The organism is Burkholderia sp. AU33545, from assembly GCF_020419685.1.
Taxonomy (GTDB): domain Bacteria; phylum Pseudomonadota; class Gammaproteobacteria; order Burkholderiales; family Burkholderiaceae; genus Burkholderia; species Burkholderia diffusa.
Genome location: NZ_JAIZRQ010000011.1, coordinates 181,440 through 206,808, shown reverse-complemented (window position 1 = coordinate 206,808; position 25,369 = coordinate 181,440). Strand labels below are relative to the sequence as shown.

Below are 25,369 nucleotides of genomic sequence, written 5' to 3'. Positions count from 1 at the left end.
AAGCCAAAGAAAACCGCCGAATCGTAATCAAAGGTCGCGATCGGCGTTTCTCTTTGTCTTCTGAAGCGACTGCAGAAGGCAAGTTTGGTCGGGTAGCGGGCAACACAGGCATCCGCTGCCGTCAGCCAGCGGTTGGTAGCGGCCAACCACCAAGCTTCTCGGCTCGTTCAAGCCGTTGGACGGCCATCGGGTCTCAGTCGGTGAACACTCGGGTTTGAAACGTCCAGGTATTCCGCCTCGATAGCACCCGCCGTGATTCGGAGATCGTATGCAATATTCCTTCACCGAGAAGAAGCGCATTCGCAAGAGTTTCGCGAAGCGCCCCATCGTTCACCAAGTTCCGTTCTTGCTGGCCACCCAGCTTGAATCATTCAGCACGTTTCTGCAAGCCGATGTGCCGGCCACACAACGCAAGCCTGAAGGTTTGCAGGCCGCGTTCACATCGGTATTTCCCATTGTTTCGCACAACGGTTTCGCGCGCCTCGAGTTCGTGAGCTATGCGCTGTCCTCGCCGGCATTCAACATCAAGGAATGCCAGCAGCGTGGCCTGACGTACTGCTCCGCGCTGCGCGCGAAGGTCCGCCTTGTCATCCTCGACAAGGAATCGCCGAACAAGCCGGTCGTCAAGGAAGTGAAAGAGCAGGAAGTGTACATGGGCGAAATGCCGCTCATGACGCCGACGGGCTCGTTCGTCATCAACGGCACCGAGCGTGTCATCGTCTCGCAGCTGCACCGTTCGCCGGGCGTGTTCTTCGAACACGACAAGGGCAAGACGCACAGCTCGGGCAAGCTGCTGTTCTCGGCACGGATCATTCCGTACCGCGGCTCGTGGCTCGACTTCGAATTCGATCCGAAGGACATCCTGTACTTCCGCGTCGACCGTCGCCGCAAGATGCCGGTCACGATCCTGCTGAAGGCCATCGGCCTCACGCCGGAACAGATCCTCGCGAACTTCTTCGTGTTCGACAACTTCACGCTGATGGACGAAGGCGCACAACTCGAGTTCGTGCCCGAGCGCCTGCGTGGTGAAGTCGCGCGTTTCGACATCACGGATCGTGATGGCAAGGTCATCGTCCAGAAGGACAAGCGGATCAACGCGAAGCACATTCGCGACCTCGAAGCCGCCAAGACCAAGTTCATCTCGGTGCCGGAAGACTATCTGCTCGGCCGCGTGCTGGCGAAGAACGTCGTCGATGGCGATACCGGCGAAGTGATCGCGAGCGCGAACGACGAAGTCACGGAAAGCGTGCTCGAGAAGCTGCGTGAAGCGGGCATCAAGGACATCCAGACGCTCTATACGAACGATCTGGACCAGGGTCCGTACATCTCGTCGACGCTGCGTGTCGACGAAACGACCGACAAGACGGCCGCGCGCATCGCGATCTACCGCATGATGCGTCCGGGCGAGCCGCCGACCGAAGAAGCGGTCGAGGCGCTGTTCAACCGTCTGTTCTACAGCGAAGAAGCGTACGACCTGTCGAAGGTCGGCCGTATGAAGTTCAACCGCCGCGTCAGCCGTGACGAGATCACCGGCCCGATGACGCTGCAGGACGACGACATCCTCGCGACGATCAAGATCCTCGTCGAACTGCGCAACGGCAAGGGCGAAGTGGACGACATCGACCACCTCGGCAACCGTCGCGTGCGTTGCGTCGGCGAACTGGCGGAAAACCAGTTCCGCGCGGGTCTCGTGCGTGTCGAGCGCGCGGTCAAGGAACGCCTCGGCCAGGCCGAAAGCGAAAACCTGATGCCGCATGACCTGATCAACTCGAAGCCGATTTCGTCGGCGATCCGCGAGTTCTTCGGTTCGTCGCAGCTGTCGCAGTTCATGGACCAGACCAACCCGCTGTCGGAAATCACGCACAAGCGCCGTGTTTCCGCACTGGGCCCGGGCGGTCTGACGCGCGAACGCGCAGGCTTCGAAGTGCGTGACGTGCACCCGACCCACTATGGCCGCGTGTGCCCGATCGAAACGCCGGAAGGTCCGAACATCGGTCTGATCAACTCGCTCGCACTGTATGCGCACCTGAACGAGTACGGCTTCCTCGAGACGCCGTACCGCAAGGTCGTGGACAGCAAGGTGACCGACCAGATCGACTACCTGTCGGCGATCGAGGAAGGCCGCTACATGATCGCGCAGGCGAACGCCGCGATCGACGAGAACGGCACGCTGGTCGACGAACTCGTGTCGTCGCGTGAAGCCGGCGAAACGATGATGGTCACGCCGGATCGCATCCAGTACATGGACGTCGCGCCGTCGCAGATCGTGTCGGTTGCAGCTTCGCTGATCCCGTTCCTCGAGCACGACGACGCGAACCGTGCACTGATGGGTTCGAACATGCAGCGTCAGGCCGTGCCGTGTCTGCGTCCGGAAAAGCCGGTCGTCGGTACGGGCATCGAGCGCACCTGTGCGGTCGACTCGGGCACGACGGTTCAGGCGTTCCGCGGCGGCGTCGTCGACTATGTCGACGCAGGCCGTATCGTGATTCGCGTGAACGATGACGAAGCGGTCGCGGGTGAAGTCGGTGTCGACATCTACAACCTGATCAAGTACACGCGTTCGAACCAGAACACGAACATCAACCAGCGTCCGATCGTGAAGATGGGCGACAAGGTCTCGCGCGGCGACGTGCTGGCCGACGGCGCCTCGACGGACCTGGGCGAGCTCGCGCTCGGCCAGAACATGCTGATCGCGTTCATGCCGTGGAACGGCTACAACTTCGAAGACTCGATCCTGATCTCGGAGAAGGTCGTGGCCGACGATCGCTACACGTCGATCCACATCGAAGAGCTGAACGTCGTTGCACGCGACACGAAGCTCGGGCCGGAAGAAATCACGCGCGACATCTCGAACCTAGCGGAAGTCCAGCTCGGCCGTCTCGACGAATCGGGCATCGTGTACATCGGTGCGGAAGTCGAAGCGGGCGACGTGCTGGTCGGCAAGGTCACGCCGAAGGGCGAGACCCAGCTGACGCCGGAAGAGAAGCTGCTGCGCGCGATCTTCGGCGAGAAGGCTTCGGACGTGAAGGACACCTCGCTGCGCGTGCCGTCGGGCATGAGCGGCACCGTGATCGACGTCCAGGTATTCACGCGTGAAGGCATCCAGCGCGACAAGCGTGCGCAACAGATCATCGACGACGAGCTGAAGCGCTACCGTCTCGACCTGAACGACCAGCTGCGCATCGTGGAAGGCGACGCGTTCCAGCGTCTCGCACGGATGCTCGTGGGCAAGGTCGCGAACGGCGGTCCGAAGAAGCTCGCGAAGGGCACGAAGATCGACCAGGCTTACCTGGAAGACCTCGACCACTACCACTGGTTCGACATCCGCCTCGCGGACGACGAAGCAGCGGCATCGCTCGAAGCGATCAAGAACTCGATCGAAGAAAAGCGTCACCAGTTCGATCTCGCGTTCGAAGAGAAGCGCAAGAAGCTCACGCAAGGCGACGAACTGCCGCCGGGCGTGCTGAAGATGGTCAAGGTGTACCTCGCGGTGAAGCGCCGCCTGCAGCCTGGCGACAAGATGGCAGGCCGCCACGGTAACAAGGGTGTCGTGTCGAAGATCGTCCCGATCGAAGACATGCCGTACATGGCCGACGGCCGTCCGGCAGACGTCGTGCTGAACCCGCTCGGCGTGCCGTCGCGGATGAACGTGGGTCAGGTTCTGGAAGTGCACCTCGGCTGGGCCGCGAAGGGCCTCGGCTGGCGTATCGGCGAAATGCTGCAGCGTCAGGCGAAGATCGAGGAACTGCGTGTGTTCCTGACGAAGATCTACAACGAGTCGGGCCGCCAGGAAGATCTGGAAAGCTTCACCGACGACGAGATCCTCGAACTCGCGAAGAACCTGCGCGAAGGTGTGCCGTTCGCAACGCCGGTGTTCGACGGTGCGACCGAGGAAGAAATGGGCAAGATGCTCGACCTCGCGTTCCCGGACGACATCGCGGAACAGCTCGGCATGAACCCGTCGAAGAACCAGGTCCGCCTGTACGACGGCCGCACGGGTGAAATGTTCGAACGTCGCGTGACGCTCGGCTACATGCACTACCTGAAGCTGCACCACTTGGTCGACGACAAGATGCACGCGCGTTCGACGGGCCCGTACTCGCTCGTCACGCAGCAGCCGCTGGGCGGTAAGGCGCAGTTCGGTGGCCAGCGTTTCGGTGAAATGGAAGTGTGGGCACTCGAAGCGTACGGCGCGTCCTACGTGCTGCAGGAAATGCTGACGGTGAAGTCGGACGACGTGACCGGCCGGACGAAGGTGTACGAAAACCTCGTCAAGGGCGATCACGTGATCGATGCAGGCATGCCGGAATCCTTCAACGTGCTCGTGAAGGAAATCCGCTCGCTCGGTATCGATATCGATCTCGACCGCAATTAATCGGACTACGGAGAGAAAGCAATGAAAGCTCTGCTCGATCTATTCAAGCAAGTCCAACAGGAAGAAGTTTTCGACGCGATCAAGATCGGTCTGGCCTCGCCCGACAAGATCCGTTCGTGGTCGTTCGGTGAAGTGAAGAAGCCGGAGACCATCAACTACCGTACGTTCAAGCCGGAACGCGATGGTCTCTTCTGCGCGAAGATCTTCGGGCCGATCAAGGACTACGAGTGCCTGTGCGGCAAGTACAAGCGTCTGAAGCACCGCGGCGTGATCTGCGAGAAGTGCGGCGTCGAAGTGACGCTGGCGAAGGTGCGTCGCGAACGCATGGGCCACATCGAACTGGCCTCGCCGGTCGCGCACATCTGGTTCCTGAAGTCGCTGCCGTCGCGTCTGGGCATGGTGCTCGACATGACGCTGCGCGACATCGAACGCGTGCTGTACTTCGAAGCGTACGTGGTGATCGAACCGGGCATGACGCCGCTGAAGGCGCGGCAGATCATGACCGAAGAGGATTACTACAACAAGGTCGAGGAATATGGCGACGAATTCCGTGCCGAGATGGGCGCGGAAGGCGTGCGTGAACTGCTGCGCGCGATCAACATCGACGAGCAGGTCGAGACGCTGCGCACCGAGCTGAAGAACACCGGCTCGGAAGCGAAGATCAAGAAGTACGCGAAGCGCCTGAAGGTCCTCGAGGCATTCCAGCGCTCGGGCATCAAGCCCGAGTGGATGATCCTCGAAGTGCTGCCGGTGCTGCCGCCGGAACTGCGTCCGCTCGTGCCGCTGGACGGCGGCCGTTTCGCGACGTCGGACCTGAACGACCTGTATCGCCGCGTGATCAACCGTAACAACCGGTTGAAGCGTCTGCTCGAGCTGAAGGCCCCTGAAATCATCGTCCGCAACGAAAAGCGGATGCTGCAGGAAGCCGTCGACTCGCTGCTCGACAACGGTCGTCGCGGCAAGGCGATGACGGGCGCGAACAAGCGTCCGCTGAAGTCGCTCGCCGACATGATCAAGGGCAAGGGCGGTCGTTTCCGTCAGAACCTGCTGGGCAAGCGCGTCGACTACTCGGGCCGTTCGGTCATCGTGGTCGGCCCGACGCTGAAGCTGCACCAGTGCGGTCTGCCGAAGCTGATGGCGCTCGAGCTGTTCAAGCCGTTCATCTTCAACAAGCTGGAAGTGATGGGCGTCGCGACGACCATCAAGGCGGCGAAGAAGGAAGTCGAGAACCAGACGCCGGTGGTGTGGGACATCCTCGAAGAGGTGATCCGCGAGCACCCGGTGATGCTGAACCGTGCGCCGACGCTGCACCGTCTCGGTATCCAGGCGTTCGAGCCAGTGCTGATCGAAGGCAAGGCGATCCAGCTGCACCCGCTCGTCTGCGCGGCGTTCAACGCCGACTTCGACGGTGACCAGATGGCCGTTCACGTGCCGCTGTCGCTCGAAGCGCAGATGGAAGCGCGCACGCTGATGCTGGCGTCGAACAACGTGCTGTTCCCGGCCAACGGCGATCCGTCGATCGTGCCGTCGCAGGATATCGTGCTGGGTCTGTACTACGCGACCCGCGAAGCGATCAACGGCAAGGGCGAAGGCCTGTCGTTCACCGGCGTGTCGGAAGTGATCCGCGCGTACGAGAACAAGGAAGTCGAGCTGGCATCGCGCGTCAACGTGCGGATCACCGAAATGGTCCACAACGAAGACAAGTCGGAAGGCGCACCGGCATTCGTGCCGAAGATCACGCTGTACGCGACGACCGTCGGTCGCGCGATCCTGTCGGAGATCCTGCCGCACGGCCTGCCGTTCTCGGTGCTGAACAAGCCGCTGAAGAAGAAGGAAATCTCGCGCCTGATCAACACGGCGTTCCGCAAGTGCGGTCTGCGCGCGACGGTGGTGTTCGCCGATCAGCTGATGCAGTCGGGTTTCCGTCTCGCGACGCGCGCCGGCATTTCGATCTGTGTGGACGACATGCTCGTGCCGCCGCAGAAGGAAACGATCGTCGGCGATGCAGCGAAGAAGGTGAAGGAGTACGACCGCCAGTACATGTCGGGTCTCGTCACCGCCCAGGAACGCTACAACAACGTGGTCGACATCTGGTCGGCGACGTCGGAAGCGGTCGGCAAGGCGATGATGGAGCAGCTGTCGACGGAGCCGGTGATCGACCGCGACGGCAACGAGACGCGCCAGGAGTCGTTCAACTCGATCTACATGATGGCCGACTCGGGCGCCCGGGGTTCGGCGGTGCAGATTCGTCAGCTGGCCGGTATGCGTGGCCTGATGGCGAAGCCGGACGGCTCGATTATCGAGACGCCGATTACCGCGAACTTCCGCGAAGGCCTGAACGTGTTGCAGTACTTCATCTCGACCCACGGTGCACGTAAGGGTCTGGCTGATACGGCACTGAAGACGGCAAACTCGGGTTACCTGACCCGTCGTCTCGTCGACGTCACGCAGGATCTGGTGGTGGTCGAGGACGATTGCGGCACGTCGAACGGCGTGGCGATGAAGGCGCTGGTCGAAGGCGGTGAAGTCGTCGAGGCACTGCGCGACCGTATCCTCGGCCGCGTCGCGGTCGCGGACGTCGTGAACCCGGAAACGCAGGAAACGCTGTACGAATCGGGCACGCTGCTCGACGAAACGGCGGTCGAGGAAATCGAACGCCTCGGCATCGACGAAGTGCGCGTGCGCACGCCGCTGACCTGCGAAACGCGTTACGGTCTGTGCGCAGCCTGCTACGGCCGTGACGTCGGCCGCGGCTCGCTCGTGAACGTCGGCGAAGCAGTCGGCGTGATCGCGGCACAGTCGATCGGTGAACCGGGCACGCAGCTGACGATGCGTACGTTCCACATCGGTGGTGCGGCATCGCGTGCGGCAGTGGCGTCGTCGGTGGAAGCGAAGAGCAACGGTATCGTGCGTTTCACGGCGACGATGCGTTACGTCACCAACGCGAAGGGCGAACAGATCGTCATCTCGCGTTCGGGCGAGGCGCTGATCACCGACGATATCGGCCGCGAGCGCGAACGTCACAAGATCCCGTACGGCGCGACGCTGCTGCAGCTCGACGGTGCGGCGATCAAGGCCGGCACGCAGCTGGCGACGTGGGATCCGATGACGCGTCCGATCATCACCGAGTACGGTGGTACGGTGAAGTTCGAGAACGTCGAGGAAGGCGTAACCGTCGCGAAGCAGATCGACGACGTGACCGGCCTGTCGACGCTGGTCGTGATCGACGTGAAGCGTCGCGGTTCGCAAGCTTCGAAGAGCGTGCGTCCGCAGGTGAAGCTGCTCGACGCGAACGGCGAAGAAGTGAAGATCCCGGGCACGGAACACGCAGTGCAGATCGGCTTCCAGGTCGGTGCACTGATCACCGTGAAGGACGGCCAGCAAGTGCAGGTGGGTGAAGTGCTTGCACGTATCCCGACCGAAGCGCAGAAGACGCGTGACATTACCGGCGGTCTGCCGCGGGTGGCGGAACTGTTCGAAGCGCGTTCGCCGAAGGATGCCGGCATCCTCGCGGAAGTCACCGGCACGACGTCGTTCGGCAAGGACACGAAGGGCAAGCAGCGTCTCGTCATCACGGACCTCGAAGGCAATCAGCACGAGTTCCTGATCGCGAAGGAAAAGCAGGTGCTGGTCCACGATGCTCAGGTCGTCAACAAGGGCGAAATGATCGTGGACGGCCCGGCCGATCCGCACGACATCCTGCGTCTGCAGGGTATCGAGGCGCTGTCGCGCTACATCGTCGACGAAGTGCAGGACGTGTATCGTCTGCAGGGCGTGAAGATCAACGACAAGCACATCGAGGTGATCGTTCGCCAGATGCTGCGTCGTGTGCAGATCACCGACAACGGTGATACGCGCTTCATCCCGGGCGAACAGGTCGAGCGTTCCGACATGCTGGACGAGAACGATCGCATGATCGCCGAGGGCAAGCGTCCGGCGTCGTACGACAACGTGCTCCTCGGTATCACGAAGGCGTCGCTGTCGACCGACTCGTTCATCTCCGCGGCATCGTTCCAGGAAACGACCCGCGTGCTGACCGAAGCGGCGATCATGGGCAAGCGCGACGATCTGCGCGGCCTGAAGGAAAACGTGATCGTCGGCCGTCTGATCCCGGCCGGTACGGGTCTCGCGTTCCACAAGGCACGCAAGGCGAAGGAGATGTCCGATCGCGAGCGTTTCGATCAGATCGCAGCGGAAGAGGCATTCGACTTCGGCACGCCGAGCGCGCCTGCGGAAGAGCCGCAACACCCGGCAGCCGAATAAGCGCGGGGCGGCGCGAGCCGCCTCACGTTGCGTATTCGCTGTCATCGAAACCGCCCGGTCCGCCGGGCGGTTTTTTTTTACGTCGTTCACGTGCATGACGGGCTTGCCGCACGCTTGCGCAGGCCCGTCATGCGCGTGCACGAACCCTGCCGATCGGCCAACGTTGCACGATTCGCCGCGCGTCGCGCGAGCGGGTTGTTAAAATCGCGGTCATCGTTCCGCCGTCCTCGTTCTCATCATTCATGTCCCGCGCCCTCGAAATCCTCGACGAAGTCTTTGGTTATTCCGCATTTCGCGGCCAGCAGGGCGAGATCGTCGAACACGTCGCCGGCGGCGGCGATTGCCTCGTGCTGATGCCGACTGGCGGCGGCAAATCGCTGTGCTACCAGATTCCGGCGCTGCTGCGCCGCGAGGCCGGGCAGGGCGCCGGCATCGTCGTGTCGCCGCTGATCGCGCTGATGCAGGACCAGGTCGCGGCGTTGAGCGAAGTCGGCGTGCGCGCGGCCTACCTGAACTCGACGCTGTCGGGCGCCGAGGCCGCGGCCACGGAGCGCGCGCTGCGCGAAGGCGAAATCGACCTGTTGTACGTCGCGCCGGAGCGCCTGATGACGGGGCGCTTCCTCGACCTGCTCGAGCGCGCGAAGATCGGCTTGTTCGCGATCGACGAAGCGCACTGCGTGTCGCAATGGGGGCACGATTTCCGTCCGGAATACATTCAGTTGTCGGTGCTGCACGAGCGGTTCCCGTCGGTGCCGCGTATCGCGCTGACCGCGACGGCCGATGCGATCACGCGCGACGAGATCATCCATCGTCTCGCGCTCGACGACGCGCGCGTGTTCGTGTCGAGCTTCGACCGCCCGAACATCCGCTACCGGATCGTCGAAAAGGACAACGCGCGTTCGCAGTTGCTCGATTTCATCCGCGCCGAGCACACGAATGCCGACGGCACGACCGACGCCGGTGTCGTCTACTGCCTGTCGCGCCGCAAGGTCGAGGAAACGGCCGAATGGCTCAAGGCGCAGGGCGTGCGTGCGCTACCGTATCACGCGGGGATGGAGTTCGAGGTGCGGCAGAAGCACCAGGAAATGTTCCAGCGGGAGGAAGGCATCGTGATGTGCGCGACCATCGCGTTCGGCATGGGCATCGACAAGCCGGACGTGCGCTTCGTCGCCCACCTCGATTTGCCGAAGAGTGTCGAAGGCTACTACCAGGAAACCGGCCGTGCGGGCCGCGACGGGATGCCGGCAAACGCGTGGATGGCGTATGGGCTCGGCGACGTCGTCCAGCAGCGCAAGATGATCGACGAGTCCGATGCGGACGACGCGCACAAGCGCGTACAGACGTCGAAGCTCGATGCGCTGCTCGGACTGTGCGAGACGATCTCGTGCCGGCGCGTGCGGCTTCTGAACTACTTCGGCGAGGCGAGCCACCCGTGCGGCAACTGCGACACGTGCCTCGAACCGCCCGATTCGTGGGACGCGACGCGCGAGGCGCAGATGGCGCTGTCGTGCGTATTCCGCGCGCAGCGCGCGAGCGGCTTCAATTTCGGCTCGAGCCATCTGATCGAGATTCTGCGTGGCGGCCGCACCGAGAAGGTGCTGCAGCGCGGCCACGACCAGCTCAGTACGTTCGGGATCGGCGCGTCGCTGTCCGAGCCCGAGTGGCGCGCGATTTTCCGGCAGCTCGTGGCGTATGGCTATCTGGCGGTCGACCACGGCGGCTTCGGCGCGCTGATGCTGACCGAGGCCGCGAAGCCGGTGCTGAAGAACGAGGAGAAGGTCACGCTTCGCCGCTACGTGAAGCCGCAGCGCACGCGCCAGTCGTCGAGCCGCAGCGGCACGCGGGTCGACCCGACGGCCGGCATGGGCACGCGCGAGCGCGCACGCTGGGATGCGCTGCGCGCGTGGCGCGCGGAAACCGCGAAGTCCGACGGCGTGCCGGCCTACGTGATCTTCCACGACGCGACGCTGGCCGAAATTGCGCGCAATGCGCCGGAGACGATCGACGACCTGCGCCACATCCCCGGCATGGGTGTGCGCAAGCTGGAACGCTTCGGCGACGAGATCATCGACGTCGTCGAATCGGCATGACACAGGTGTTCCGACCCTTCCGGTAAACCGCCCGCGCGGTTGGCAAATCACGCAAGCCGTTGACTTCGTTGGCATTTCCGGCATATGATGCTGGGTTCCGGTATTCGGTGGGTCGAGCCGCGTTCGAAAGTTCGTGTCCGTATCGCCAGTTCGGAAATCAACTGTGCGTCGATTCTCGCTTTGCCCGAAATCGATGTGCAGATTTTGTTCAATTTCAGGAATAAACAATGCCAACCATCAACCAACTGGTTCGCAAAGGCCGTCAGTCGGAAACGACGAAGAGCAAGAGCCCGGCCCTGCAGGACTGCCCCCAGCGTCGCGGCGTGTGCACCCGTGTGTACACGACGACGCCGAAGAAGCCTAACTCGGCACTCCGTAAGGTTGCCAAGGTTCGTCTGACGAACGGCTTCGAAGTGATTTCGTACATCGGCGGTGAAGGCCACAACCTGCAGGAACACTCGGTTGTGCTGATCCGCGGCGGCCGTGTGAAGGACTTGCCGGGTGTGCGTTACCACATGGTTCGCGGCTCGCTGGATACCCAGGGCGTCAAGGACCGTAAGCAAGCGCGCTCGAAGTACGGCGCGAAGCGTGCAAAGGCTGCCAAGTAAGCAGTTTTTGATCAGGGATCGCCGCAGGGCGGTCAAGGCGGGAGTGCCGGATTGCCGGTGCTGTCGAGTAAGTGGTCACCCGGCCAAGCTGGTTAGTCGTGAAGATGTGATCGGGTTTGTTGGTGGCCGCGGGGCTGAATGCAGCTCCAACTGAACAGGTAAAGGAAGAATCATGCCGCGTCGTCGCGAAGTCCCCAAGCGGGAAGTGTTGCCGGATCCGAAGTTCGGCAACGTTGATGTAGCCAAGTTCATGAACATGCTGATGCTGTCCGGCAAGAAGTCGGTCGCAGAGCGCATCGTTTATGGCGCATTCGAACAAATCCAGACCAAGGGTGGCAAGGACCCGCTGGAAGTGTTCACCGTTGCGCTCAACAACGTGAAGCCGGTGGTCGAAGTGAAGAGCCGTCGCGTTGGTGGTGCCAACTATCAAGTTCCGGTCGAAGTGCGCCCGTCGCGTCGTATGGCATTGGCGATGCGCTGGCTGCGTGAGGCTGCGAAGAAGCGCAGCGAGAAGTCGATGGCCCTGCGCCTGGCAGGTGAACTCTCCGAAGCGGCCGAAGGCCGTGGCGGCGCGATGAAGAAGCGCGATGAAGTTCACCGCATGGCAGAAGCCAACCGCGCGTTCTCGCATTTCCGTTTCTAAGCGCCTGGCTGGGCTGTTAGCGGAAATAAATTCCGGGCGGGTGCGCTTTTCAGGCGCCTCGCCCGTTTGTGTTGAAGCATGATGCAGCAGGGCTGCATCGTGTCATCCCAGTAGAGGATCAAAGTGGCTCGCAAGACTCCTATCGAGCGCTACCGCAATATCGGTATTAGCGCTCACATCGACGCCGGCAAGACGACGACGACCGAGCGCATTCTGTTTTACACCGGTGTGAACCACAAGATCGGTGAAGTTCACGACGGCGCAGCCACGATGGACTGGATGGAGCAGGAACAGGAGCGTGGCATCACGATCACGTCCGCTGCTACCACGGCCTTCTGGAAGGGCATGGGCGGCAACTATCCGGAACACCGCATCAACATCATCGACACCCCGGGGCACGTCGACTTCACGATCGAAGTGGAGCGCTCGATGCGCGTGCTCGACGGCGCGTGCATGGTGTACTGCGCAGTGGGCGGCGTGCAGCCGCAGTCGGAAACGGTGTGGCGCCAGGCGAACAAGTACAAGGTGCCGCGTCTCGCGTTCGTCAACAAGATGGACCGTACCGGCGCGAACTTCTTCAAGGTCTACGACCAGCTCCGTCTGCGCCTGAAGGCGAACCCGGTTCCGGTCGTGGTGCCGATCGGCTCGGAAGAAAACTTCAAGGGCGTGGTCGACCTGATCAAGATGAAGGCGATCATTTGGGACGAAGCGTCGCAAGGCACGAAGTTCGACTACGTCGACATCCCGGCCGAGCTCGCCGAGACCTGCAAGGAATGGCGCGAAAAGATGGTCGAAGTGGCTGCTGAAGCCAGCGAAGACCTGATGAACAAGTACCTGGAAGAAGGCGATCTGCCGGAAGCCGACATCGTCAAGGCTCTGCGCGACCGTACGATCGCGTGCGAAATCCAGCCGATGCTGTGCGGTACCGCGTTCAAGAACAAGGGCGTGCAGCGTATGCTCGACGCCGTGATCGACTTCCTGCCGTCGCCGGTCGACATCCCGCCGGTCAAGGGCGAGCTCGAAAACGGTGAAGAAGCGGAGCGCAAGGCGTCGGACGACGAGAAGTTCTCGTCGCTCGCGTTCAAGATCATGACCGACCCGTTCGTCGGCCAGCTGATCTTCTTCCGTGTGTACTCGGGCGTCGTCAACTCGGGCGACACGCTGCTGAACTCGACCAAGGGCAAGAAGGAACGGCTCGGTCGTATTCTGCAGATGCACGCGAACCAGCGTGAAGAAATCAAGGAAGTCCGCGCAGGCGACATCGCCGCTGCGGTCGGCCTGAAGGAAGCGACCACGGGCGACACGCTGTGCGACCCGGCGAACCCGATCGTTCTCGAGCGCATGGTGTTCCCGGAGCCGGTGATTTCGCAGGCTGTCGAGCCGAAGACCAAGGCTGACCAGGAAAAGATGGGCCTCGCGCTGAACCGTCTGGCGCAGGAAGACCCGTCGTTCCGCGTGCAGACCGACGAAGAGTCGGGCCAGACCATCATTTCGGGCATGGGCGAGCTCCACCTCGAAATTCTGGTTGACCGGATGAAGCGTGAATTCGGCGTGGAAGCGACCGTCGGCAAGCCGCAGGTTGCATACCGCGAAACGATCCGTTCGACGGCGAAGGACGTCGACGGCAAGTTCGTCAAGCAGTCGGGTGGTCGCGGCCAGTACGGTCACGCGGTCATCACGCTCGAGCCGAACGAACAAGGCAAGGGCTACGAGTTCTTCGACGAGATCAAGGGTGGTGTGATTCCGCGTGAATACATCCCGGCGGTCGACAAGGGTATCCAGGACACGCTGAAGTCGGGCGTGCTGGCTGGCTTCCCGGTCGTCGACGTGAAGGTTCACCTGACGTTCGGTTCGTACCACGACGTTGACTCGAACGAAAACGCGTTCCGCATGGCCGGTTCGATGGCGTTCAAGGAAGCGATGCGCAAGGCGAACCCGGTCGTCCTCGAGCCGATGATGGCTGTCGAAGTCGAGACGCCGGAAGACTACATGGGCAACGTGATGGGCGACCTGTCGGGCCGTCGCGGCATCGTCCAGGGCATGGAAGACATGGTTGGCGGCGGCAAGATCGTTCGCGCCGAAGTGCCGCTGTCGGAAATGTTCGGTTACTCGACGTCGCTGCGTTCGCTGACGCAAGGTCGTGCAACGTACACGATGGAGTTCAAGCACTACGCTGAAGCTCCGCGCAACGTTGCTGAAGCGATCATCAGCGCGAAGTCGAAGTAAATCTGTAGCTACCAACCGATTATTTTTTGAAAGAAGAGAATCATGGCAAAAGAAAAGTTTGAGCGGACCAAGCCGCACGTCAACGTTGGTACGATTGGTCACGTTGACCACGGCAAGACGACGCTGACGGCAGCGATCACGACGGTTCTGACGAAGAAGTTCGGCGGCGAAGCGAAGGCGTACGACCAGATCGACGCGGCACCGGAAGAAAAGGCGCGCGGCATCACGATCAACACGGCACACGTCGAGTACGAAACGGCAAACCGCCACTACGCACACGTCGACTGCCCGGGCCACGCTGACTATGTGAAGAACATGATCACGGGCGCGGCGCAGATGGACGGCGCGATCCTGGTTTGCTCGGCAGCAGACGGCCCGATGCCGCAAACGCGTGAGCACATCCTGCTGGCGCGTCAGGTTGGCGTTCCGTACATCATCGTGTTCCTGAACAAGTGCGACATGGTGGACGACGCTGAACTGCTCGAGCTGGTCGAGATGGAAGTTCGCGAACTCCTGTCGAAGTACGACTTCCCGGGCGACGACACGCCGATCGTGAAGGGTTCGGCGAAGCTGGCGCTGGAAGGCGACACGGGCGAGCTGGGCGAAGTGGCGATCATGAGCCTGGCAGACGCGCTGGACACGTACATCCCGACGCCGGAGCGTGCAGTTGACGGCGCGTTCCTGATGCCGGTGGAAGACGTGTTCTCGATCTCGGGCCGTGGTACGGTGGTGACGGGTCGTGTCGAGCGCGGCATCGTGAAGGTCGGCGAGGAAATCGAAATCGTCGGTATCAAGCCGACGGTGAAGACGACCTGCACGGGCGTTGAAATGTTCCGCAAGCTGCTGGACCAAGGTCAGGCAGGCGACAACGTGGGTATCCTGCTGCGCGGCACGAAGCGTGAAGACGTGGAGCGTGGCCAGGTTCTGGCGAAGCCGGGTTCGATCACGCCGCACACGCACTTCACGGCTGAAGTGTACGTGCTGAGCAAGGACGAAGGCGGCCGTCACACGCCGTTCTTCAACAACTACCGTCCGCAGTTCTACTTCCGTACGACGGACGTGACGGGCTCGATCGAGCTGCCGAAGGACAAGGAAATGGTGATGCCGGGCGACAACGTGTCGATCACGGTGAAGCTGATCGCTCCGATCGCGATGGAAGAAGGTCTGCGCTTCGCAATCCGCGAAGGCGGCCGTACCGTCGGCGCCGGCGTCGTCGCCAAGATCATCGAGTAACATCGACGATCCGCGGATCCCTCCGGGGTCCGCGATTCCACGGTAGGCAGTCGTACCGTTGAAACCGGGTGTCCAGTTTGATCTGGCACCCGGTTTTGTCTTTGTGGCGTGCGCGTTGCGGTATTGACAAACGCACACCACCACTCCGATTTTTCGTGTAGAATCGCGGGCTTAGCAGTGGAAGTGCCGTTCGGAAGCTGGCGCCTCGCTCCCCGCAGGCAACAGGTTTCGCGTTCTTTTAGTGTCCGGCGATGCAACATCGCCTCGCTCTTTTCAAGGAATCGTCATGCAGCAACAGAAAATCCGCATTCGCCTGAAGGCTTTCGACTATCGTCTGATCGATCAATCGGCTGCCGAAATCGTCGATACCGCGAAGCGGACTGGCGCAATCGTCCGTGGCCCGGTGCCGCTGCCGACGCGCATTCAGCGTTTTGACATCCTGCGCTCGCCGCACGTCAACAAGACGTCGCGCGATCAGCTCGAAATCCGTACCCACCAGCGCCTGATGGACATCGTCGATCCGACCGACAAGACGGTTGACGCGCTGATGAAGCTCGATCTGCCGGCTGGCGTCGACGTGGAAATCAAGCTGCAGTAAGGCTTTCGGCGCCATCCGGATTGCTGGGTGGTGCTAAGTCTTTGTATTGCTTGCGGAAATCGAGAAGTCGGGCTATACTGCTTGGCTTTTCGCGTATTCGCGTAAAAAAGTTGGGCCTTGCGTGCCCGGCATTTTGTAAATCAGCCCCGACCAATCGCAGTCGGGAATGGAGAAAATGATGAGCCTTGGACTCGTAGGTCGCAAGGTTGGCATGACCCGTATCTTCACGGCTGAAGGGGATTCGATTCCCGTCACCGTGCTGGACGTGTCGGACAACCGCGTGACGCAGATCAAGACTGTTGAAACCGACGGCTACACGGCCGTGCAGGTTGCATTCGGCTCCCGCCGCGCATCGCGCGTGACGAAGCCGCTGGCAGGTCATCTCGCCAAAGCCGGTGTCGAAGCCGGTGAAATCCTCAAGGAATTCCGCATTGACGCGGCCAAGGCAGCAGAGCTGTCGAATGGCGCCGTGGTCGGTGCTGATCTTTTCGAAGTGGGCCAGAAGGTCGACGTGCAAGGCGTGTCGATCGGTAAGGGCTACGCTGGTACGATCAAGCGTTACAACTTCTCCTCCGGCCGTGCCACCCACGGTAACTCGCGCTCGCACAACGTGCCGGGCTCGATCGGTATGGCGCAGGATCCGGGTCGCGTTTTCCCGGGTAAGCGCATGACGGGTCACCTCGGTGACGTTACGGTGACGGTGCAGAACCTCGAAATCGCTCGTATCGACGCAGAGCGCAAGCTGCTGCTCGTCAAGGGCGCGATTCCGGGCGCGAAGGGCGGCAAGGTTTTCGTGACGCCGGCCGTCAAGACCAAGGGGGCGAAATAATGGAACTCAAGCTCCTGAACGAAAATGGTCAGGAAGGTGCAGTGGTCAACGCGTCGGACGTCGTGTTCGGTCGTGACTACAACGAAGCGCTGATCCACCAGGTCGTCGTCGCGTACCAAGCGAATGCTCGCCAAGGTAACCGCGCACAGAAGGACCGTGAGCAAGTCAAGCACACCACCAAGAAGCCGTGGCGTCAGAAGGGTACGGGCCGCGCTCGTGCCGGTATGTCGTCGAGCCCGCTGTGGCGTGGCGGTGGTCGCATCTTCCCGAACTCGCCGGAAGAAAACTTCTCGCACAAGGTCAACAAGAAGATGCATCGCGCAGGTCTCTGCTCGATCTTCTCGCAGCTGGCCCGTGAAGGTCGTCTGTCGGTCGTCGAGGACATCATCCTCGAAGCGCCGAAGACCAAGCTGCTGGCTGACAAATTCAAGACCATGGGTCTCGACTCCGTGCTGATCATTACGGACACGGTCGACGAGAACCTGTACCTGGCTTCGCGCAACCTGCCGCACGTGGCGATTGTCGAGCCGCGCTACGCTGACCCGCTGTCGCTGATCTACTTCAAGAAAGTGCTGGTCACGAAGGCTGCGGTCGCCCAGATCGAGGAGTTGCTGTCATGAGCGAGATTCGCAAGAACGATCATCGTTTGATGCAGGTCCTGCTCGCACCGGTGATCTCGGAAAAGGCGACGCTGGTTGCCGACAAGAACGAGCAAGTCGTGTTCGAAGTCGCACCGGATGCCACGAAGCAGGAAGTGAAGGCGGCTGTCGAGCTGCTGTTCAAGGTTGAAGTTGATTCGGTCAACGTGCTGGTTCAGAAGGGCAAGCAAAAGCGCTTCGGCCGTTCGATGGGCCGTCGCAAGGACGTGAAGAAGGCGTACGTTTGCCTGAAGCCCGGCCAGGAAATCAACTTTGAAGCGGAGGCCAAGTAATCATGGCAATCGTGAAAGTTAAACCGACTTCGCCGGGTCGCCGCGCGATGGTCAAGGTGGTCAACAAGAATCTGCACCAGGGCAAGCCGTACGCGGCACTGCTCGACTCGCAGAGCTCGACCGCCGGCCGTAACAACAACGGCCGCATCACCACGCGTCATAAGGGTGGTGGTCACAAGCAGCATTACCGTATCGTCGATTTCCGTCGCACGAAGGACGGCATCCCGGCAAAGGTCGAGCGTCTCGAATACGACCCGAACCGTAGCGCGAACATCGCGCTGGTGCTCTACGCAGACGGCGAGCGTCGCTACATCATCGCCCCGAAGGGCCTGACCGTCGGCCAGCAGCTGATGTCGGGTTCGGAAGCGCCGATCCGTGCAGGTAACACGCTGCCGATCCGCAACATTCCGGTCGGTACGACGATCCACTGCATCGAGATGCTGCCGGGCAAGGGCGCGCAAATGGCGCGTTCGGCTGGCACGTCGGCCATGCTGCTGGCACGTGAAGGCGTCTACGCGCAGGTTCGTCTGCGTTCGGGCGAAATCCGCCGCGTGCACATCGAGTGCCGTGCAACGATCGGTGAAGTCGGCAACGAAGAGCATAGCCTGCGCCAAATCGGCAAGGCTGGCGCGAACCGCTGGCGCGGTATCCGCCCGACGGTGCGTGGCGTTGCGATGAACCCGGTTGATCACCCGCACGGTGGTGGTGAGGGCAAGACGGCTGCAGGTCGCGACCCGGTGAGCCCGTGGGGTACGCCGGCTAAGGGTTACCGCACCCGCAGCAACAAGCGCACGACGACGATGATCGTCCAGCGCCGTCACAAGCGTTAAGGAGTAGGCAATGGCACGTTCTGTAAAAAAAGGTCCGTTCTGCGACGCCCATTTGCTGAAGAAAGTTGAGGCGGCTGCAGCTTCGCGCGACAAAAAGCCGATCAAGACCTGGTCGCGTCGCTCGACGATTCTGCCGGATTTCATCGGCCTGACGATCGCTGTTCACAACGGCCGTCAACACGTTCCGGTGTACATCTCGGAAAACATGGTCGGCCACAAGCTTGGCGAGTTCGCACTGACCCGTACGTTCAAGGGTCACGCGGCCGACAAGAAGGCCAAGAAATAAGGGGCAATCAAGATGGAAGTGAAAGCAATTCATCGCGGTGCCCGCATCTCGGCGCAAAAAACGCGCCTTGTGGCTGACCAGATCCGCGGTTTGCCGGTCGACAAGGCGCTGAACGTTCTGACGTTCTCGCCGAAGAAGGCGGCTGGCATCGTGAAGAAGGTTGTGCTGTCGGCAATCGCGAATGCGGAGCACAACGAAGGCGCTGATATCGACGAGCTCAAGATCAAGAGCATCTACGTCGACAAGGCTGCATCGCTCAAGCGTTTCACCGCGCGCGCAAAGGGCCGCGGTAACCGCATCGAGAAGCAATCCTGTCACATCACTGTGACGGTCGGGAATTAAGGAGCCATACGATGGGACAGAAAATTCATCCGACTGGCTTCCGCCTGGCTGTCAGCCGCAATTGGGCTTCGCGTTGGTACGCGAACAACAACAATTTCGCGGCGATGCTGCAGGAAGACATCGGTGTTCGTGAATACCTGAAGAAGAAGCTGAAGAACGCTTCGGTCGGTCGGGTCGTCATCGAGCGTCCGGCAAAGAACGCGCGCATCACGATTTACAGCTCGCGTCCGGGCGTCGTCATCGGCAAGAAGGGCGAGGATATCGAACAGCTGAAGACGGAACTGCAACGCCGCATGGGCGTGCCGGTTCACGTCAACATCGAAGAAATCCGCAAGCCGGAAACCGATGCGCAACTGATCGCTGACTCGATCACGCAACAGCTCGAGCGCCGGATCATGTTCCGTCGCGCGATGAAGCGTGCGATGCAGAACGCGATGCGTCTGGGTGCCCAGGGCATCAAGATCATGAGCGCAGGCCGTCTGAACGGTATCGAAATCGCTCGTACGGAGTGGTATCGCGAAGGTCGCGTGCCCCTTCACACGCTGCGTGCCGATATCGACTACGCAACCTCGGAAGCGAAGACGACCTACGGGATCATCGGCGTCAAGGTTTGGGTGTACAAGGGCGACACGCTCGGCCGCAATGACGCGCCGGTGGTCGAAGAAGTAGCCGAAGACAAGCGTCCGCGTCGCAATGCGCGTCCGGGCGACCGTCGTCCGCGCCGTGACGGCGAAGGCGGCGCTCCGGGTGCTCGTCGTGGCGCACCGCGCCGTGGCGCCGGCAAGCCCGAAGACGGCAAGACTGGAGAATAACGATGCTGCAACCGAAACGCAGAAAGTATCGTAAAGAGCAGAAGGGTCGTAACACTGGCAAGGCGACGCGCGGCAACGCAGTGTCGTTCGGTGAATTCGGCCTGAAGGCGATCGGTCGCGGTCGTTTGACCGCACGTCAAATTGAAGCGGCGCGTCGTGCAATGACGCGTCACATCAAGCGTGGCGGCCGCATCTGGATTCGGATCTTCCCGGACAAGCCGATTTCGCAAAAGCCGGCAGAAGTGCGTATGGGTAACGGTAAGGGTAACCCGGAGTACTACGTCGCCGAAATCCAGCCGGGCAAGATGCTCTATGAAATGGACGGCGTAACCGAAGAACTGGCACGCGAAGCGTTCCGTCTGGCTGCAGCGAAGCTGCCGCTGAAGACGACGTTCATCGTGCGCCAGCTCGGCGCCTAAGGAGAAAACATGAAGGCTTCCGAACTTCTCCAGAAAGACCAGGCCGCGCTCAACAAGGAGCTGGCGGACCTGCTGAAGGCGCAATTCGGCCTGCGCATGCAACTCGCGACCCAGCAGCTCACGAACACGAGCCAGCTGAAGAAGGTTCGTCGCGACATCGCACGTGTGCGGACCGTCATGACTCAGAAGGCGAACCAGAAATGAACGATAGCGTGAAAACCTCGCTGAAGCGGACGCTGGTCGGTCGGGTCGTCAGCAACAAGATGGACAAGACCGTCACCGTGCTGATCGAGCACCGCGTCAAGCACCCGATCTACGGCAAGTACGTCGTGCGCTCGAAGAAGTACCACGCGCATGATGAAGCGAACACCTGCAACGAAGGCGATCTCGTCGAAATCCAGGAAACTCGTCCTGTTTCGAAGACGAAGGCCTGGACGGTGTCGCGCCTCGTCGAAGCAGCTCGCGTCATCTAAGCGGGCAGGGCAGTTGGCAGTAACAGGCACTTCGCCAAGAAGTGCTTGAAATCGCAAAGTTTTTGCTTGCGTGACCGGGATTATTTGTTATAATCCCGGTCTTCCCTCTTTATGGGAGCCCCGTCGCGGGCGAAGTTGGTGGGGGAAGCGGACTGGCGCCAGCCTGTCCGAAAGATTCACCGAATTGCGATGGCGGGTTTCGTTTGCCGTCGCTGCTGTTCCAACCCAAGCAGCCGATTGGCTGACGGGACCAAGACTGACCGAATGCATCATGGTGGTGCATCCGGATTAAGTTGGGAAAGACAAACCATGATCCAGACCGAATCTCGGCTCGAAGTAGCCGACAACACGGGTGCGCGTGAAGTCATGTGCATCAAGGTGCTCGGCGGCTCGAAGCGTCGTTATGCCGGCATTGGCGACATCATCAAGGTGACCGTCAAAGAAGCAACGCCGCGCGGGCGCGTGAAGAAAGGCGAAATCTACAACGCCGTGGTGGTCCGCACCGCCAAGGGTGTTCGCCGTCAAGACGGCTCGCTGATCAAGTTCGACGGCAACGCCGCTGTGCTTTTGAATAACAAGCTTGAGCCGATCGGCACCCGTATCTTCGGGCCGGTGACGCGTGAGCTGCGTAGCGAACGATTCATGAAGATCGTTTCGCTGGCGCCGGAAGTGCTGTAAGGAGTCGCGATGAACAAGATTCGCAAAGGTGACGAAGTTATCGTCGTCACTGGCAAAGACAAGGGCAAGCGCGGCGTCGTGCTGGCTGTCGGTGCAGAACATGTGACGGTTGAGGGTATCAACCTCGTCAAGAAGCATGTGAAGCCGAACCCGATGAAGGGTACGACGGGTGGCGTGGAAGCGAAGACGATGCCCCTGCATATTTCGAACGTCGCACTGGTCGACGCGAATGGCAAGGCGTCGCGTGTTGGCATCAAGGTCGAGGAAGGCAAGAAGGTTCGCTTCCTGAAGACGACCGGTGCCGTACTGAGCGCCTGACGCAGCGGAGTAAAAAATGGCTCGTTTTCAAGAGTTTTACAAAGAAAAGGTTGTGCCCGGCCTGATCGAGAAGTTCGGTTACAAGTCGGTCATGGAAGTGCCGCGCATCACCAAGATCACGCTGAACATGGGTCTTGGCGAAGCGATCGCTGACAAGAAGATCATCGAGAACGCCGTTGGCGACCTCACGAAGATCGCTGGTCAGAAGCCGGTCGTCACGAAGGCACGCAAGGCAATCGCAGGCTTCAAGATCCGCCAGGGCTACCCGATCGGCGCGATGGTGACGCTGCGTGGTCGTGCGATGTACGAATTCCTCGACCGTTTCGTGACCGTTGCCCTGCCCCGCGTGCGTGACTTCCGCGGTGTGTCGGGCCGTGCTTTCGATGGCCGCGGCAACTACAACATCGGTGTGAAAGAGCAGATCATTTTCCCCGAAATCGACTACGACAAGATCGACGCACTGCGTGGGCTGAACATCAGCATCACGACGACTGCGAAGACCGACGACGAAGCAAAGGCTCTGCTCGCCAGCTTCAAGTTCCCGTTCAGAAACTGAGGTTACCGTGGCTAAACTGGCACTGATCGAACGTGAAAAGAAGCGCGCCCGCCTGGTCGCGAAGTTCGCAGCAAAGCGCGAAGCGCTGAAGGCGATCGTCGAAGACCAAAGCAAGTCGGAAGAAGAGCGCTACGAAGCACGCCTTGAGCTGCAGCAACTGCCCCGCAACGCAAACCCGACCCGCCAGCGTAACCGCTGCGCGATCACGGGCCGTCCGCGTGGCACGTTCCGTAAATTCGGCCTCGCGCGTAACAAGATTCGTGAAATCGCATTCCGTGGCGAGATTCCTGGCCTGACCAAGGCGAGCTGGTAATAGGAGAAACGTAAATGAGCATGAGTGATCCTATCGCCGATATGCTGACTCGCATCCGCAACGCGCAGATGGTCGAGAAGGTATCGGTCGCGATGCCCTCGTCGAAGGTCAAGGTTGCAATCGCGCAAGTCCTGAAGGACGAAGGTTATATCGACGATTTCGCCGTCAAGGCGGAAGGTGCGAAGTCCGAACTAAATATCGCGCTGAAGTACTACGCAGGTCGCCCGGTCATCGAACGCCTCGAGCGCGTGTCGAAGCCTGGTCTGCGCGTGTACCGCGGCCGTAACGACATTCCGCAGGTCATGAATGGCCTGGGCGTGGCAATCGTGTCGACGCCGAAGGGCGTGATGACCGACCGCAAGGCGCGCGCTACCGGCGTCGGCGGCGAAGTCATCTGCTACGTCGCTTAAAGCCGAGGAGAGAGAAACATGTCTCGAGTAGGTAAGAGCCCGATCGCGCTGCAAGGCGCGGAAGTCAAGCTGGCCGACGGTGCAATCACCGTCAAGGGCCCGCTGGGCACCATCACGCAAGCGATCAATCCGCTCGTGAACGTGGCGAACAACGACGGCACGCTGAATCTGTCGCCGGTCGACGAAAGCCGCGAAGCAAATGCACTGTCGGGCACGATGCGCGCGATCATCGCGAATGCCGTGCACGGCGTGACCAAGGGTTTCGAGCGCAAGCTGACGCTGGTTGGCGTCGGTTATCGTGCGCAGGCGCAAGGCGACAAGCTGAACCTGTCGCTGGGTTTCTCGCACCCGGTGGTGCACCAGATGCCGGAAGGCGTCAAGGCTGAAACCCCGACGCAAACCGAAATCGTGATCAAGGGGATCAACAAGCAACAAGTCGGTCAAGTGGCTGCGGAAGTTCGCGGTTACCGTCCGCCGGAGCCCTACAAGGGCAAGGGCGTGCGCTATTCCGACGAGGTTGTGATCCTCAAAGAAACGAAGAAGAAGTAAGGGTGCGCAATCATGGATAAGACTCAATCTCGCCTGCGCCGCGCTCGCCAGACGCGTATCAAGATCGCTGAGCTGCAGGTCGCGCGTCTCGCCGTGCATCGCACGAACACGCACATCTACGCTCAAGTGTTCTCGCCCTGCGGCACCAAGGTGCTCGCCAGCGCGTCGACGCTCGAAGCAGAAGTGCGCGCCGAACTGGCCGACAAGTCGGGCAAGGGTGGCAACGTTAATGCTGCGACGCTGATCGGCAAGCGTATTGCCGAGAAGGCAAAGGCCGCCGGCATCGAATCCGTCGCCTTCGACCGCTCGGGCTTCCGCTACCACGGCCGCGTCAAGGCGCTGGCTGAGGCAGCTCGCGAAGCTGGGCTCAAGTTCTAAGGAAGGAATTCGTCATGGCAAAGATGCAAGCGAAAGTTCAGGCTGACGAGCGCGACGACGGCCTTCGCGAAAAGATGATTTCGGTCAACCGCGTGACCAAGGTCGTGAAGGGTGGCCGTATTCTCGGCTTCGCCGCACTGACCGTGGTTGGCGACGGCGATGGCCGTATCGGTATGGGCAAGGGCAAGGCGAAGGAAGTGCCGGTCGCTGTCCAGAAGGCAATGGAACAAGCTCGCCGCAACATGTTCAAGGTGCCGCTCAAGAACGGCACGCTGCAGCACGAAGTGCACGGCAAGCATGGCGCATCCGCTGTCCTCCTCGCTCCGGCGAAGGCAGGTACGGGCGTGATCGCCGGCGGCCCGATGCGCGCAGTGTTCGACGTGATGGGCGTTCAGAACGTCGTGGCGAAGAGCCACGGTTCGACGAACCCGTACAACCTCGTTCGCGCCACGCTGGACGGTCTGCGCAAGCAGTCGACCCCGGCAGACATCGCGGCGAAGCGCGGCAAGTCCGTCGAAGATATTTTGGGCTAAGCCCGGGTGGTCACCATGTCTGAAAAAACTGTCAAGGTTCAGCTCGTTAAGAGCCTGATCGGGACCCGCGAATCGCACCGCGCGACCGTGCGTGGCCTGGGCCTGCGCCGACTCAACTCGGTTAGCGAGCTGCAGGACACGCCGGCGGTCCGCGGCATGATCAACAAGGTCTCGTACCTCGTTAAGGTCATCGCGTAAGCGGCCCTACGGATCAAGGAGTTGATATGGAATTGAATAACCTGAAGCCGGCCGCTGGCGCCAAGCACGCCAAGCGTCGCGTCGGTCGCGGCATCGGTTCGGGCCTCGGCAAGACGGCTGGCCGTGGTCACAAGGGTCAGAAATCGCGTTCGGGCGGCTTCCACAAAGTCGGTTTCGAAGGCGGTCAGATGCCGCTGCAACGTCGTCTGCCGAAGCGCGGCTTCACGTCGCTGACGAAGGAATTCGTCGGTGAAGTGCGCCTCTCCGACCTCGAGAAGCTGCCGGTCGATGAAATCGATCTGCTCGCGCTGAAGCAAGCCGGCCTGGTCGGCGAGCTGACGAAGAGCGCAAAGATCATCGCGACGGGCGAACTGAAGCGCAAGATCGTCGTGAAGGGTCTCGGTGCCACCAAGGGTGCGCGCGCTGCGATCGAAGCGGCTGGCGGTTCGTTCGCCGAGTGACACGCGTAGCGCGTCGT

Annotated in this window: 28 protein-coding genes; all 28 read left to right on the top strand. The window is 61.2% G+C overall.

All coding sequences use genetic code 11. From position 1 onward, the window contains the following. The first annotated feature begins 268 nt into the window (after positions 1-268). The 28 genes from rpoB to rplO all read left to right on the top strand — a co-directional run bounded on the left by rpoB (position 269) and on the right by rplO (position 25,352). Positions 269-4,375 carry a DNA-directed RNA polymerase subunit beta gene (gene rpoB, locus LGM71_RS31220; RefSeq protein ID WP_059599774.1) on the top strand — a complete coding sequence of 1,369 codons (4,107 nt, stop codon included), beginning with the start codon at positions 269-271 and terminating at the stop codon, positions 4,373-4,375. Between the two features lie 21 nt (positions 4,376-4,396). Further along, positions 4,397-8,638 (top strand): DNA-directed RNA polymerase subunit beta', encoded by a 4,242-nt coding sequence (rpoC, locus tag LGM71_RS31215; protein WP_226118318.1) that lies wholly within the window; start codon positions 4,397-4,399, stop codon positions 8,636-8,638. 242 nt (positions 8,639-8,880) lie between these two features. Then, the gene (gene recQ / locus LGM71_RS31210) at positions 8,881-10,728 is read left to right on the top strand and encodes a DNA helicase RecQ (protein WP_059599776.1); all 1,848 of its coding nucleotides are present in this window, start codon (positions 8,881-8,883) and stop codon (positions 10,726-10,728) included. A 227-nt stretch (positions 10,729-10,955) separates the two neighbouring features. Beyond that, positions 10,956-11,336 (top strand): 30S ribosomal protein S12, encoded by a 381-nt coding sequence (rpsL, locus tag LGM71_RS31205; protein WP_006400662.1) that lies wholly within the window; start codon positions 10,956-10,958, stop codon positions 11,334-11,336. 172 nt (positions 11,337-11,508) lie between these two features. Then, the gene (gene rpsG / locus LGM71_RS31200) at positions 11,509-11,979 is read left to right on the top strand and encodes a 30S ribosomal protein S7 (protein ID WP_006477195.1); all 471 of its coding nucleotides are present in this window, start codon (positions 11,509-11,511) and stop codon (positions 11,977-11,979) included. A gap of 123 nt (positions 11,980-12,102) precedes the next feature. Beyond that, on the top strand, positions 12,103-14,205 hold the full coding sequence (gene fusA, locus LGM71_RS31195; protein WP_059535572.1) for an elongation factor G: 2,103 nt from the start codon (positions 12,103-12,105) through the stop codon (positions 14,203-14,205). 42 nt (positions 14,206-14,247) lie between these two features. After that, complete coding sequence (tuf, locus tag LGM71_RS31190; protein ID WP_006482910.1) at positions 14,248-15,438, top strand: elongation factor Tu; 1,191 nt, start codon at positions 14,248-14,250, stop codon at positions 15,436-15,438. A 286-nt stretch (positions 15,439-15,724) separates the two neighbouring features. Further along, positions 15,725-16,036, top strand: a complete 312-nt coding sequence (gene rpsJ, locus LGM71_RS31185) for a 30S ribosomal protein S10 (RefSeq protein ID WP_004199280.1) — start codon at positions 15,725-15,727, stop codon at positions 16,034-16,036. Between the two features lie 178 nt (positions 16,037-16,214). Next, entirely contained in the window at positions 16,215-16,865 is a 651-nt protein-coding gene (rplC, locus tag LGM71_RS31180; protein WP_006752926.1) for a 50S ribosomal protein L3, read from the top strand. After that, positions 16,865-17,485 carry a 50S ribosomal protein L4 gene (gene rplD / locus LGM71_RS31175; protein ID WP_006477192.1) on the top strand — a complete coding sequence of 207 codons (621 nt, stop codon included), beginning with the start codon at positions 16,865-16,867 and terminating at the stop codon, positions 17,483-17,485. Before rplC ends, rplD begins: the two co-directional genes overlap by 1 nt. After that, entirely contained in the window at positions 17,482-17,796 is a 315-nt protein-coding gene (gene rplW, locus LGM71_RS31170; RefSeq protein WP_004199275.1) for a 50S ribosomal protein L23, read from the top strand. Before rplD ends, rplW begins: the two co-directional genes overlap by 4 nt. Positions 17,797-17,798: 2 nt before the next feature. Then, entirely contained in the window at positions 17,799-18,626 is an 828-nt protein-coding gene (rplB, locus tag LGM71_RS31165; RefSeq protein WP_034209733.1) for a 50S ribosomal protein L2, read from the top strand. A gap of 10 nt (positions 18,627-18,636) precedes the next feature. Continuing rightward, positions 18,637-18,912 (top strand): 30S ribosomal protein S19, encoded by a 276-nt coding sequence (gene rpsS, locus LGM71_RS31160; protein ID WP_004199273.1) that lies wholly within the window; start codon positions 18,637-18,639, stop codon positions 18,910-18,912. A 12-nt stretch (positions 18,913-18,924) separates the two neighbouring features. Beyond that, a complete protein-coding gene (gene rplV, locus LGM71_RS31155) occupies positions 18,925-19,254 on the top strand; it encodes a 50S ribosomal protein L22 (RefSeq protein ID WP_004199272.1) in 330 nt (109 codons plus the stop codon). A gap of 11 nt (positions 19,255-19,265) precedes the next feature. Next, the gene (rpsC, locus tag LGM71_RS31150) at positions 19,266-20,066 is read left to right on the top strand and encodes a 30S ribosomal protein S3 (protein WP_006482899.1); all 801 of its coding nucleotides are present in this window, start codon (positions 19,266-19,268) and stop codon (positions 20,064-20,066) included. 2 nt (positions 20,067-20,068) lie between these two features. Further along, complete coding sequence (gene rplP, locus LGM71_RS31145; RefSeq protein ID WP_059468475.1) at positions 20,069-20,485, top strand: 50S ribosomal protein L16; 417 nt, start codon at positions 20,069-20,071, stop codon at positions 20,483-20,485. Positions 20,486-20,494: 9 nt separating this feature from the next. After that, positions 20,495-20,689: a 50S ribosomal protein L29 gene (gene rpmC / locus LGM71_RS31140; protein ID WP_006400652.1), complete on the top strand. Its 195-nt coding sequence runs from the start codon at positions 20,495-20,497 to the stop codon at positions 20,687-20,689. Then, on the top strand, positions 20,686-20,958 hold the full coding sequence (rpsQ, locus tag LGM71_RS31135; protein WP_006752928.1) for a 30S ribosomal protein S17: 273 nt from the start codon (positions 20,686-20,688) through the stop codon (positions 20,956-20,958). Before rpmC ends, rpsQ begins: the two co-directional genes overlap by 4 nt. 309 nt (positions 20,959-21,267) lie before the next feature. Continuing rightward, the gene (rplN, locus tag LGM71_RS31130; RefSeq protein WP_006752929.1) at positions 21,268-21,636 is read left to right on the top strand and encodes a 50S ribosomal protein L14; all 369 of its coding nucleotides are present in this window, start codon (positions 21,268-21,270) and stop codon (positions 21,634-21,636) included. A 9-nt stretch (positions 21,637-21,645) separates the two neighbouring features. Continuing rightward, positions 21,646-21,954, top strand: coding sequence for a 50S ribosomal protein L24 (gene rplX / locus LGM71_RS31125; RefSeq protein ID WP_006477187.1), 309 nt, complete (start codon positions 21,646-21,648; stop codon positions 21,952-21,954). A 16-nt stretch (positions 21,955-21,970) separates the two neighbouring features. After that, the gene (gene rplE, locus LGM71_RS31120) at positions 21,971-22,510 is read left to right on the top strand and encodes a 50S ribosomal protein L5 (RefSeq protein ID WP_006482882.1); all 540 of its coding nucleotides are present in this window, start codon (positions 21,971-21,973) and stop codon (positions 22,508-22,510) included. Positions 22,511-22,517: 7 nt separating this feature from the next. Beyond that, complete coding sequence (rpsN, locus tag LGM71_RS31115; protein WP_006482884.1) at positions 22,518-22,823, top strand: 30S ribosomal protein S14; 306 nt, start codon at positions 22,518-22,520, stop codon at positions 22,821-22,823. A 14-nt stretch (positions 22,824-22,837) separates the two neighbouring features. Further along, the gene (rpsH, locus tag LGM71_RS31110; RefSeq protein WP_006477185.1) at positions 22,838-23,233 is read left to right on the top strand and encodes a 30S ribosomal protein S8; all 396 of its coding nucleotides are present in this window, start codon (positions 22,838-22,840) and stop codon (positions 23,231-23,233) included. Between the two features lie 18 nt (positions 23,234-23,251). Beyond that, on the top strand, positions 23,252-23,782 hold the full coding sequence (rplF, locus tag LGM71_RS31105; RefSeq protein ID WP_006758786.1) for a 50S ribosomal protein L6: 531 nt from the start codon (positions 23,252-23,254) through the stop codon (positions 23,780-23,782). 12 nt (positions 23,783-23,794) lie between these two features. Continuing rightward, entirely contained in the window at positions 23,795-24,160 is a 366-nt protein-coding gene (gene rplR / locus LGM71_RS31100; RefSeq protein WP_006477183.1) for a 50S ribosomal protein L18, read from the top strand. A gap of 14 nt (positions 24,161-24,174) precedes the next feature. After that, a complete protein-coding gene (rpsE, locus tag LGM71_RS31095) occupies positions 24,175-24,693 on the top strand; it encodes a 30S ribosomal protein S5 (protein ID WP_006752931.1) in 519 nt (172 codons plus the stop codon). A gap of 15 nt (positions 24,694-24,708) precedes the next feature. Further along, the gene (gene rpmD / locus LGM71_RS31090; RefSeq protein ID WP_006400644.1) at positions 24,709-24,891 is read left to right on the top strand and encodes a 50S ribosomal protein L30; all 183 of its coding nucleotides are present in this window, start codon (positions 24,709-24,711) and stop codon (positions 24,889-24,891) included. 26 nt (positions 24,892-24,917) lie between these two features. Further along, positions 24,918-25,352, top strand: coding sequence for a 50S ribosomal protein L15 (gene rplO, locus LGM71_RS31085; RefSeq protein WP_006477180.1), 435 nt, complete (start codon positions 24,918-24,920; stop codon positions 25,350-25,352). The last annotated feature ends 17 nt before the right edge of the window (positions 25,353-25,369 follow it).